Annotated in this window: 12 protein-coding genes; 4 read left to right on the plus strand and 8 right to left on the minus strand. The window is 68.0% G+C overall.

Annotated features, from left to right (window positions below; translation table 11 throughout):
- The first annotated feature begins 60 nt into the window (after positions 1-60).
- The 3 genes from tal (at position 61) to JYK17_RS35855 (ending at position 2056) form a co-directional block, all read left to right on the plus strand.
- The gene (tal, locus tag JYK17_RS35845) at positions 61-1191 is read left to right on the plus strand and encodes a transaldolase (RefSeq protein ID WP_108015989.1); all 1131 of its coding nucleotides are present in this window, start codon (positions 61-63) and stop codon (positions 1189-1191) included.
- Positions 1192-1244: 53 nt separating this feature from the next.
- The gene (locus JYK17_RS35850; protein ID WP_108016007.1) at positions 1245-1529 is read left to right on the plus strand and encodes a WhiB family transcriptional regulator; all 285 of its coding nucleotides are present in this window, start codon (positions 1245-1247) and stop codon (positions 1527-1529) included.
- Between the two features lie 209 nt (positions 1530-1738).
- Positions 1739-2056 (plus strand): molybdenum cofactor biosysynthesis protein, encoded by a 318-nt coding sequence (locus JYK17_RS35855; protein ID WP_234548541.1) that lies wholly within the window; start codon positions 1739-1741, stop codon positions 2054-2056.
- Positions 2057-2244: 188 nt separating this feature from the next.
- Here the strand turns inward: JYK17_RS35855 and JYK17_RS35860 are convergent, their stop codons facing one another.
- Both JYK17_RS35860 and JYK17_RS35865 read right to left on the minus strand, forming a co-directional pair.
- On the minus strand, positions 2245-2844 hold the full coding sequence (locus JYK17_RS35860; protein WP_222812029.1) for a molybdopterin-dependent oxidoreductase: 600 nt from the start codon (positions 2842-2844) through the stop codon (positions 2245-2247).
- 158 nt (positions 2845-3002) lie between these two features.
- Positions 3003-3716: a sigma-70 family RNA polymerase sigma factor gene (locus JYK17_RS35865; protein WP_234548401.1), complete on the minus strand. Its 714-nt coding sequence runs from the start codon at positions 3714-3716 to the stop codon at positions 3003-3005.
- 450 nt (positions 3717-4166) lie between these two features.
- On the opposite strand from JYK17_RS35865, the gene msrA reads away from it, so the two are divergent.
- Positions 4167-4676 carry a peptide-methionine (S)-S-oxide reductase MsrA gene (gene msrA, locus JYK17_RS35870; protein ID WP_108015991.1) on the plus strand — a complete coding sequence of 170 codons (510 nt, stop codon included), beginning with the start codon at positions 4167-4169 and terminating at the stop codon, positions 4674-4676.
- A 68-nt stretch (positions 4677-4744) separates the two neighbouring features.
- Here the strand turns inward: msrA and trxA are convergent, their stop codons facing one another.
- From trxA to JYK17_RS35900, 6 genes are all read right to left on the minus strand, one after another.
- Positions 4745-5074, minus strand: coding sequence for a thioredoxin (gene trxA, locus JYK17_RS35875; RefSeq protein WP_108015992.1), 330 nt, complete (start codon positions 5072-5074; stop codon positions 4745-4747).
- Between the two features lie 101 nt (positions 5075-5175).
- The gene (locus JYK17_RS35880; RefSeq protein ID WP_108015993.1) at positions 5176-5949 is read right to left on the minus strand and encodes an SDR family NAD(P)-dependent oxidoreductase; all 774 of its coding nucleotides are present in this window, start codon (positions 5947-5949) and stop codon (positions 5176-5178) included.
- A 152-nt stretch (positions 5950-6101) separates the two neighbouring features.
- Entirely contained in the window at positions 6102-6560 is a 459-nt protein-coding gene (locus JYK17_RS35885; protein WP_108015994.1) for a carboxymuconolactone decarboxylase family protein, read from the minus strand.
- 200 nt (positions 6561-6760) lie between these two features.
- A complete protein-coding gene (locus JYK17_RS35890) occupies positions 6761-7540 on the minus strand; it encodes a sigma factor-like helix-turn-helix DNA-binding protein (protein ID WP_234548400.1) in 780 nt (259 codons plus the stop codon).
- Positions 7541-7895: 355 nt separating this feature from the next.
- Positions 7896-9746 (minus strand): AfsR/SARP family transcriptional regulator, encoded by a 1851-nt coding sequence (locus JYK17_RS35895; protein ID WP_128800753.1) that lies wholly within the window; start codon positions 9744-9746, stop codon positions 7896-7898.
- A gap of 281 nt (positions 9747-10027) precedes the next feature.
- Positions 10028-10339, minus strand: a 312-nt coding sequence (locus JYK17_RS35900) for an LmrA/YxaF family transcription factor (protein WP_222812030.1), incomplete at its 5' end; no start/stop codon positions are given.

Consider the following 10339-nt stretch of genomic DNA (forward strand, 5'->3'; position numbering starts at 1 on the left):
GAGCACGCCCGGGCGGCCCGTGCCGCAGCCGCCTCGCCACCCCCGGAAGGTGTGGGACACATGACGAGCATGTTGAAGGATCTGTCGGACGCCGGTGTGTCCGTGTGGCTGGACACCCTGTCCCGTGGGCGGATCAAGTCGGGAAGCCTGTCGGAGCTGATCCGCAGCCGCCGCGTGGTGGGCGTCACGACAAATCCGACGATCTTCAGGGACGCGATATCGCACGGCGTGGAGTACGAGGTCCAGATGTCCGAACTCGCGGTGCGCGGCGTGTCCGCCGAGGAGGCAGTCCGGACCGTCACAGCGACGGATGTGCGCGACGCCGCCGACCTACTTCGCCCCGTCTTCCTCGTATCGCCCGCCGGCCAGGACGGCCGCGTCTCCATCGAGGTCGATCCGCACATGGCTCACGACACCACGGCGACGATCGCCGAGGCACGTCACCTGACCTGGCTGGTCGACCGCCCGAACATCTACATCAAGATCCCCGCAACCGAGGCGGGCCTGCCCGCCATCACCGAGACCATCGCCCAGGGCATCAGTGTCAACGTCACCCTGATCTTCTCCCTGGCCCGCTACCGGCAGGTTGCCGAGGCCTATGTGGCAGGCCTGGAGAAGGCCCGTGCCGGCGGCTTGGACTTGTCGCAGATCTCCTCGGTGGCATCGTTCTTCGTCTCGCGCATGGACACGGAGGTCGACCGGCGCCTCGACGCCCTGGGTACCCCCGAGGCCAGAGCCCTCCGGGGCAGAGCCGCCGTGGCCAACGCCCGCCTGGCCTACGAGGCCTTCGAGGAGGCCTTCTCCGGTGAGCGCTGGAACCGCCTGCACCGTGCCGGGGCGAACAAGCAGCGCCCGCTGTGGGCCTCCACGGGTGTCAAGGACAGGGCGTACGAGGCCACCAAATACGTCTCCGGACTCATCGCCCCGGACACCGTGAACACCATGCCCGAGGCGACACTGCTCGCCGTCGAAGCTCAGGAACACGCCGCAGGTCGCGACCTCCGCAGCAGGTACGACGAGGCGCGGGCCGACATCGAAGTGATCGAGCGCCTGGGCATCTCCTACGCCGAAGTCGTCCAGCAGCTGGAGGACGAGGGTGTGGCGAAGTTCCAGGAGTCCTGGGACAGCCTGCTCACCGCGACCGAGTCCCGGCTCGAGGCCTGCACGCGCAGATTGCACACATGGCCATGAGCGACGCCACCTTGGGAACACCTCGGTCCTGGCTCCAGCCCCGGGCGAGCGGCATGCTGACATGGCTCGACAACGCGGGCTGCCGGGGCCTCGACACCGAACTGTTCTTCCCCGCAGGGCCGAAGGGCCCCGGCCGGCGTGAGGCCGACGAGGCGAAGGCCGTGTGCAAGACATGTCCGGTCCGCCGGCAGTGCGCCAGTTGGGCGCTCGCCACAGCACAGGAGTACGGGATCTGGGGTGGAATGGACGAGGAAGAACGGGTGCGAGCCCGTAGGGAAAGACTCCTCAGCGCCCGGGAGAACCGCCCCCGGGGAAAGAAGGGAACTGACTCGGCTTGAGCTCCCCAGACGTCACCCACGACGAGCCGGTGCAGGTGGTGCAACTCCTCGTGTCACCCGTACACCGGTACTCCGGAAGGCCTGCTGAGGGGCCGTCAGCAGACCCTGTCGGTGGGCTGGTGCAACACATCCGGGTACGCCGTCACCTCGGAATCGTCGGCGACCGGTACTTCGCCCAGCCGGCTCACCGGGACGCCTCCGTGACCATCATGGCGTCGGAGAATCTGCCCACACACATCGACCCCGCGGTCGGCCTGCAGCAGACACGACGGAACATCCTGCTCCGAGGTGTCGACATCGACGCCTGCATCGATCGGATCGTGGAGCTCGACACCGGCGACGGCCCGATCGCGTTCGCGGTCAACCGTGCCGCACGGCCCTGCGCGTGGATGGACGCTGCCATCGGACCCGGGGCGCAGCGAGCGCTGCGCGGCAGGGGCGGCGTGCGGTGCACACCGCTGTCGGACGGCGTCCTCCACGTCGGCGAAGCCGAATTCCGCGTGATTGGGCCGCGCGACCCGCGCTGAAGACTGAAGTCGTGGGGACGATGTCCGCCTCGGGGCCGCCGGCCTCTACGGACGCCACCTCAACATCCTGCGTCAGCCAAAGCGTTCAGTACAGGGGTACGAGTCCCGATCCGATCCCCCCGCTACGTTCGTCGCCGACTCCGCGCGTAGGTCCGTCACTTCCGCGGTCCGCCGCCGGAGTCTCTCGCCTAGTCGCCCTGGTACCGCTGCTCTCGCCACGGGTCGCCGTAGTTGTGGTAGCCGGCGCTCTCCCAGAAGCCGGGCAGGTCACTCTGTCGCAGCTCGATGTCGCGCACCCACTTCGCGGACTTCCACAAGTACAGGTGCGGGACCAGCAGTCGAGCGGGGCCGCCGTGTTCGGGCGCCAAGTCGCCGCCCCCGTAGCCGTAGGCGATCCACGCCTTCCCGTCGACCAGGTCGGCGAGGGGGATGTTCGTGGTGTAGCCCCCGTAGGAGCTGATCAGGACGTTCTCTGCGGCCGTCTCCACGTCCGCGAGCAGCACGTCCAGGGACACGCCCCGCCATTCGGTGCCGAACTTCGACCACTTCGTCACACAGTGCAGGTCGACGGTCGGGGACTCGGCCGGGAGCGCCATCAGGCCCGCCCAGTCCCACACGTGCCGCTTTCCGGTTTCGCTGCTCACCGTCAGCTGCCAGTCGTTTTTCCGGATGCGGGGAGTGGGCCCTGCGGACAGCACCGGGAAGCCGGTCGTCTCGTACTGCCCAGGCGGCAGCTTCGTACCCGCAGACGGCCTTCGGCCGTGGAAACCACGCGAGGCGAACGTCATACTCGCCGTCCTTGTCAGTCCGGGGCGGCCCCTGCGGCCCCCTCGGAGGTCAGCGCCCGTAGGGAGTGACGTCTTACCTCCGGCGCCTCGCCACCTGTACGACCGCGGTCGCAGCCCGGCGGTCATCGCTGCGGCAGACCGGCGCGGTGGCCGCTGCGTCAGCCCGCGGTGCCGAGGTGTCCACCGGCAACGAGCCGAGCCCGCAGCTTCTTACGGGCGTCGAACATCGTCTTGTAGAGCGCGTTCCGGTTCGTCTCCAACTCGCTGGCGAGCGTATCCAGGGGAACACCGTTGACGACGGCGACGAAGACCTTCCGCTGGTGGGCGCTCAGTGCTGTCGCGACCGCGTCGCGCACGGCCTCGACGAGCTCGCGTGCCTGCCAGTAGCTGACGGGGTCCACGCCGGCCCGGTCGGGCACCTGCGCCCATTCCTCCGAGTCGAAACGCGCATTTGACGCGCGCCAGAAATGACGCCCCAGCTTGTTGGACACTTCAAGGACGACAAACCGGTACGCCCATGTGGTGAATTTTGCTTCGCCTCGGAATCCATGGATTTTCCGCGTGATCCTCATCAGTGCGTCCGCAGCCGCCTGATGGGCGATGTCATCCAGTTCGGGCCCGGAAATTCGATAACGCGAACCCCGGCGGAACACCTCGTCCATAGCAATCCGCACCAGCAGCTCGTGCAGTCGCGTGCAGGCCTGCTCGTACTGGGGTCCACAGGCGTTCTCCAGCGCGTCGACCCAGGCGGCGGACTCAGGGTCGAGTGGGCGTCGCTCTGTGGCGGGCCCCGCTGCTGGAGCGCTGCCGTTGGTTCCGGCAAGTCCGCTCGAATCCGTGCGGCACGTTTTTCTGACATCCGTAGAGTGCATGGCCTTCAGTCCCCAAATCATCTCGTACGAACGAGACAATCACGGGACCATCTACAGACCGTCTACGCGAAGTCGCTGTTCTCATTCTCGCCCTGTGCGCCTTCCTGGACTTCACTGACAGGGGTTCCGGCCTATTCAGCGAGCGATGCACGTGCCGTGTTGAGTGCGCTTTTTGGGCAGGCAACCGAAGGGCCGCCCCGGCGGGCGGCCCAGGTGCGACTCGCCTGGTCCCGGACGGGCTCTTCGGGCAGGTCGAGGCGTCGTACTCGTCGCTGAGGTAAGGAATCCCCGATCGATGCAGCTAATGGTGGACGAGCCAGCGGTCCGGCCGCGCTGCGTCCAGGCCCCTGTACGGCTGCCACGACCACGCGAAGGCGCGGACCTTGGCCGTCCGGGCCGGTGCAGCACCGGAGGTCGGTGGATTCCAAGGTCACAGAAGGGGAATGCAGCGTGTTAGCGGCAAGGGAGTATGCCGTGTTGGCGGGCGGATGCTTCTGGGGCGTACAGGAGCTGTTCCGCAGGTTTCCGGGTGTCGTGGACACGCGTGTCGGCTACACCGGTGGCGAGGTGGTGCAACCGACGTACCGGAACCACGGGAACCACGCGGAGGCGGCCGAAGTCACCTACGATCCGTCCGGCACGGACTACCGCAGCATCCTGGAGTTCTTCTTCCAGATCCACGATCCCACCACGTTGAACCGGCAGGGCGACGATGTCGGTGTCAACTTCAGGTCCGCCATCTTCTACCTGGACGAGGAGCAGCGGCGCACCGCACGGGCGATGATCACGGACTGCGACGCGTCCGGATCATGGCCGGGGAAACTGGTCACCGAGGTTGTCCCGTCCGGCACGTTCTGGGAGGCGGAACCTGAGCACCAGTACTACCTTCAGCGCCACCCCGACGCGCACATGAGCCATTACGTCCGGCTGGACTGGAAGGTGCCCCGAACACCGGCCTGACCCGTCTCGGCGCCTGCCGCACCAAGGTGCGGCAGGCGCCGAGACGGACGCACACCTTCAGAGCCCACTCACTTCAGGAAATCCTGCAGCTCTCGCTCCAGCACCGACTTGGGCCTGGCTCCGATGACCGTCTTGACGACCTTGCCGTCCCGGTAGACGTTGAGCGTGGGGATGGACCTGACGTCGTACTGCTCGGCGGTGAGCGGGTTTTCGTCGACGTTCAGCTGGACGATCGTGATCTTGTCGCCGTGCTCGGCGGCGAGCGCCTCGAGGACCGGCGCCACAAGGCGGCACGGACCGCACCACTCGGCCCAGAAATCGACGAGCACTGGCTTGCCGCTCGTGAGCACCTCGCCTGCGAAGGTCTCGTCGGTCACGCTTTTCAGACTGCCTGCCATGCGGGCTCCTTCGTGCGCTGTCGGCATGGATCGATGCCTTGGGACGGCCCCGCCCGGCGCAGTTGTCAGGTGGCCGTGCTGGACGGGGCGTGAGGCTGCTTCTAGTTGCGGCCGGCCATGACCCCGCCGTCGACGTTGAGGATGGCTCCCGTGGTCCAGCTCGAGGCGTCCGAGAGGAGGAAGACGATGGCTGAGGCCAGGTCCTGGGGGGTACCGACCCGGCCGAGCGGGTGCAGGCCGCTCAACTGGTCCATCGCAGCGTCCAGTTGGTCCGCGGGGAAGACCTTCTCGAACAGCGGCGTCCGGGTGACGGCCGGAGCCACGGCGTTCACCCGGATGCCCTCGCCGGCGAGCTCGATGGCCAGGTTGTGGGTGAGGGCGTGCAGGCCCGCCTTGGCCATCGAGTAGGCGGACGACGGTGTCACGGCGAGGGCCTGGTGCGCCCACATGCTGCCCACGTTCACGATGGCGCCGCCCTGGCCGTAGGCGACCATGCCCCGGACGATGGTCTGGGTCAGCAAGAAGGTCGCCCGGTTGAGGTCGTGGTAGGCGTCGTAGTCCGCGACCTCGTGGTCGAGGAAGGGCTTGGGCTTGAAGAATCCCGCGGCGTTGACGAGGAGCGTGGCGTCGGGGTGGTCCTCCGCCAACTGCTTCTGCGCCTCGACGACCTGGTCCTGGTCGGCCAGGTCGGCCTCGACTGCCCAGGCACTGCCGGAGCGGGACAGCGCGGCCACCGCGTCGTCCAGCTTCTGGCCCGCACGGCCGACGATCACCGCGCTGCCGCCTCCGGCGATCACGTTATCGGCGGTCTGGAGGCCCATGCCGCTGGCGCCGCCGATCACGACGAGTTTCCTGCCTTCGAAGTCCGTGGCCACGGGAATCACTCTCCATCGGATGGTGAACGAACACTCCTTGCTGTGATGCGACGCTTCCACGGCAGGGTCTACAACAGCTCTACAAGGCCTCTACAACGCCAACCACACCGAGTCGTGCGGGCGATTTCCCTCCCTCCGGGTTCGGACGAAGGTCAGGTGCCGACCGGATACCTGCTGGTGATGGCGACGCGGTTGAACGCGTTCATCACCGTTGCCAGCCAGGCGATGGCGGAAATCTGGTCTGCGGTGAGTACGGCCGCGGCCGCGTCGTAGTCCTCGTCGCTGACGTGTCCGTCCGGCACGCAGGTGATCGCCTCGGTCAGGCGGAGAGCGGCGCGGTCGGTCTCGGAGAAGTAGCCCGTCTCTTCCCATGCGGGCAGCACGGCGATCCGGTCGGGGTTCTCGCCCTTCTTGAGCGCGTCGCGGGTGTGCATGCGCAGGCAGAAGGCACATCCGTTGATCTGGGAGGTGCGGATCCTCAGCAGCTCGACCAGGAGCGGGTCGAGACCCGCTGCGGCGACGGCCACTTCCGCCTCCGACGACAGGGCGATGAGGGCCTTGTAGGCGGCCGGGTGCTGCTTGCCGATGTTGACGCGTGGGGAGTCGGTCATTGTTCCTCGAATATCGTTCGTGTGGCCTGCCGTGCCCGCTTCGGGCGCGCCTTGGTGGCCGGTGGTGCGTGCTCTGGCAGGGGCGGCAAGAGGCGATGCAGGCGCACGACCCGTGCACCCGCGGAGTTCATTGCAGTTCCTTCGTCGCCCGTTCTTCTGTCTCACCAGGGAGACGAGGCAACCCCTCCTGGTGTGACAGCTCAGACGCGTGCGAGTTTTCCGGGATTCATGACCCGGCGGTACGCGGTGATCAGACCATCCGTGATCTGGACCGTGTCCACGGAGAAGACGCGGCCTTCGCGGTGGAACACCAGGGCGAGCTCACCGCCGATTTCGACGAGGTCGATGCGGTCCGGCTGCCGCTGGCGCCCTACACGCACCATCACCTCGGCGACGCTCTCGCCGCCGTGGATGAGCTTGCGCGCCGCGGACACTTGGCCGTCGCCGTCGGTGACGTAGACGGCCTCCGGGTGCAGGGGTCTGACCAGGCCGGCCAGGTCTCCGGCTTCGTATGCGGCACGGAAGACCGTGCGGACGCGTTCGCGCTCGGCATTCGATGCCTGTGGGGTTGACTGCTTCGCTTTGACCACCCGACGGCGTGCCCGCGAGGCGAGCTGCCGGGCACCGGGCACGGAGACGTCCAGGACTTCGGCGATCTTGCCGAATCCAAGGCCGAGGACGTCATGCAGGACGAAGGCCACCCGTTCCGGTGGGGACAGCTCCTCCATGATCAGGAGCATCGCCGACGTGACCGATTCACGACGAGTACCGGCTGCGACGCGTCCGGTACTCGTCAGCAAAGGTTCCGGGAGCCACGGTCCTACGTAGGACTCCCGGCGGAGACGGGCGCTCTTGAGGATGTCGTACGACCGCCGCGCGGCCACCGTCACCAGCCAGGCCCCTAGATCGCCGATGTCCCGCAGATCTGCTCCCGCCGCCCGCAGCCACACGTCCTGGGCCACGTCCTCGGCATCGGCCACGCCCCCAGCAGCCGGTAGGCGACGCCGAACACCGCGGGCCGGTGCCTCTCCCATTCGGCTCCGAGCACGTCCTCGTGCTCGGACCGCTCAGGCCCGTGCCCGTCGCCCATCAAGATCGCAGCCTCCTCCAGTCGGCGGATCCGGCCTAGCCATCCGAACTCGACGTCTTCGGCGACAGCACCGCCGCGTGACGACTTCAAGCGCGTGGAAGCGTACGCCGGTGAACGACGGCACCGAACTCCGGTCCGTCGCGGGAGCCAGGCTCCGGCCGCCGCCGCCGGCGGCGTCGTCGTCTCCGCAGAACGCCTGGGATCCGCAGAATGCCTGGGCCGCATGGTGACGGTGTCTGCTCGCCCTACCAACCCGTCAGTTCGCCCTGGTCGAGGAGCCCGTTCCGTGCCTGCTCCGCTGCGTACGCCGCCACGAGACGGTTCCAGCTGTATCGGCCTGGGCCGACCTCCGAGACGAGGTGCGCCCGTATGAGGCGCGACAGGACCTTGCGGACCCGGCACTCGGGTCGCCCGGCCAGGTCCGCGACCTGCGATGCCGCGAACATGGGGTCCGGGCAGGCGCTCAGGTCACGGAAGAGCGCGGCCGTCTCCGTGTCGAGCAGGCGGTACGAGCGAGTGAGGGACGCGCGGACGTCGAGCGCCTGGTCCTCCTCGCTCGCGAACGCATCAAGGGTTCGGTGTTCCGGCGCCTCGTACTCGTCGGCCAGGCTCGCCAGGCGCAGCTGCGGTCGGTAGGCGGCGCGGGCGGCGACGTTGGCCAGGGCCAACGGGAGCTGCCCGGCCAGCCGGACGATGCGGTCGACGGCCTCTGGTTCGGCTGCCGTCCTCGCCGCACCCAGCCGGCGGGCCAGCAGGCTGCGTGCGTCCGCCTGGCTCAGGGGCATGAGCGTCAGGGGAAGCGCCTGGTAGGCCGCGACGAGCGCGTGCAGTTGCATACGACTGGTGACGAGGGCCATGGAGCCGGGCCCTCCGGGGAGGAGGTGTTTGACCTGGTCCGTGTTCCATACGTTGTCGAGCAGGACGAGCACGCGACGGTTGCCCAGCAGGCCGCGGAACATGAGTCCTCGTGCCTGCGTCGTCTCGGGCATGTCCTCGGGGCGCACTCCCAAGGACTGCAGGAAGTCCTCGAGCACGTGCGCGGGGTCCCGCGGCTCGACCTCGGGCCCGGCTCCCTGCAGGTCGGCAAAGAGCTGTCCGTCCGGGAAGCGGTCCGCCAGACGGTGGGCCACAGTCGTCGCGAACGCTGTCTTGCCGACGCCGGCCAGTCCGCCGATCGTGCAGATGGCCACGGACGACGACGCTTCCGCGTCGGCGACCAACCGCTCGACCTGCTCCTGCTCCCTCTCGCGGCCGACGAGACTCGGCAGGGCGGCCGGGAGCTGGGCCGGAGCGTGAGGCGAGGGTGCGCGCGGCGCGCTCTTCGGTAGGTCGGTGGATTGCGCGAGCTCGAGTCGCCCGGACAGGATGCGCTCGTGGACCTGCTGCAGTTCCGGCGACGGGCTGACACCGAGGCGTTGACGCAGCAGATGACTGGTCGTGTGGAAGATCGTCAGGGCCTCGGACTGCCGGCCGGCACCGTAGAGCGCCGTCATGAGGAGGCCGCATACGCGCTCTCGTAGCGGGTGCTCGACAAGCAGGGCGGACAGTTCCGCCGCGGCTTCGGCGTAGCGCCCTCGCTCCACCTCGCAGGCGAGCTGCTCCTCGGCACAGGCGAGACGCAGCTCGCCGAGGACGCTGCGCTGCTGGTCCGCGAACGGCCCCGGGACACCGGCGAGAGCCACTCCCTTCCACATCTCCAGGCCCTTGGTCAGCAGGCTCGTCGCAGACGCCAGGTCGCCGGTGCTGCGCGCCTCTCGCGCCTTGGCCGCGGTCTCCTTGAACCTGTTCAGGTCCAGAGCGTCCGGTTGGATGTGCAGCCGGTAGCCCCCGTCGACCAGGTGTACGGAGCTGTCGCTCTGCTCTCCCAGTGCCTGTCTGAGCCGGTAGATGTAGGTGCGCACGGAGCCTATGGCCGACGGTGGGGCTTCGTCCCCCCACACGTCCTCCACCAGTTTCGAGAGGCTGACAGGCCGGCCGGCCCTGAGCAACAGCGAAGCAAGGACTGCGCACTGCCTGGGCTGACCAGCTCCGGCCTCGACCCCCTGCCTGTGTAGCCGGACCGGGCCGAGAACTGAGAACTGGACTCCCGCATACATCGTGCCTACCGCCCTGGGGATCCTTGTGAGGCTTCGCTGCTCGACCGCCCGCAAGGGACCGCCGTCCCCCCAACGTACCCCAGGTTCGTTCATTTTTCAGGACTAAATAGTCCTCTACTTGTCGAAGCTGTGCGTCTTTCGTGCAGAGGGCCGACGCGTTTCGGTGACGGCTGATGCGCCTGTGAAAGATGAGACATGCGGACGAACGCGTTCGCCGATGGCCGTCACACCCCGAACCCCGCCGGGAGGACGGCAAAGTCCAGCAGATGAAGGGACTGCACTCACCCTTCAGACGTATCCGCATCGTCGTCCTCAGCGGGCACGGCATAAGCCCTGACGTGGGCGATCGCCATGTCGAGGGCGATCCTCATGGGTGTGACGTCCTGAGCGGTCCGCGCGAGGAGGTACCCGCCCTGAAGAGCTGCCATGAGACCGGTGGCGAGCTCTTTGGCGTCCGCATCGGCGCGCAGGACTCCCGAGTCCTTCATCCGCACCAGACCGGCCTCGAGGAGCCCCTCCCAGGTGGCGAAGTGCTGGGCGATGGCCTTCCGGGCCTCTTCGTCCTGATCGGCCAGCTCGCTCGCGAGGGAGCC

Source organism: Streptomyces plumbidurans (assembly GCF_019857225.1).
In the GTDB taxonomy this organism is placed as follows: Bacteria; Actinomycetota; Actinomycetes; order Streptomycetales; family Streptomycetaceae; genus Streptomyces; species Streptomyces plumbidurans.

Excerpts from the sequence above, each read along its gene's own strand:
- tal (WP_108015989.1), top strand. The coding sequence starts at position 61 with ATGACGAGCATGTTGAAGGATCTGTCGGACGCCGGTGTGTCCGTGTGG.
- JYK17_RS35850 (WP_108016007.1), top strand. The coding sequence starts at position 1,245 with ATGCTGACATGGCTCGACAACGCGGGCTGCCGGGGCCTCGACACCGAA.
- JYK17_RS35855 (WP_234548541.1), top strand. The coding sequence starts at position 1,739 with ATGGCGTCGGAGAATCTGCCCACACACATCGACCCCGCGGTCGGCCTG.
- JYK17_RS35860 (WP_222812029.1), bottom strand. The coding sequence starts at position 2,844 with ATGACGTTCGCCTCGCGTGGTTTCCACGGCCGAAGGCCGTCTGCGGGT.
- JYK17_RS35865 (WP_234548401.1), bottom strand. The coding sequence starts at position 3,716 with ATGCACTCTACGGATGTCAGAAAAACGTGCCGCACGGATTCGAGCGGA.
- trxA (WP_108015992.1), bottom strand. The coding sequence starts at position 5,074 with ATGGCAGGCAGTCTGAAAAGCGTGACCGACGAGACCTTCGCAGGCGAG.
- JYK17_RS35885 (WP_108015994.1), bottom strand. The coding sequence starts at position 6,560 with ATGACCGACTCCCCACGCGTCAACATCGGCAAGCAGCACCCGGCCGCC.
- JYK17_RS35895 (WP_128800753.1), bottom strand. The coding sequence starts at position 9,746 with ATGTATGCGGGAGTCCAGTTCTCAGTTCTCGGCCCGGTCCGGCTACAC.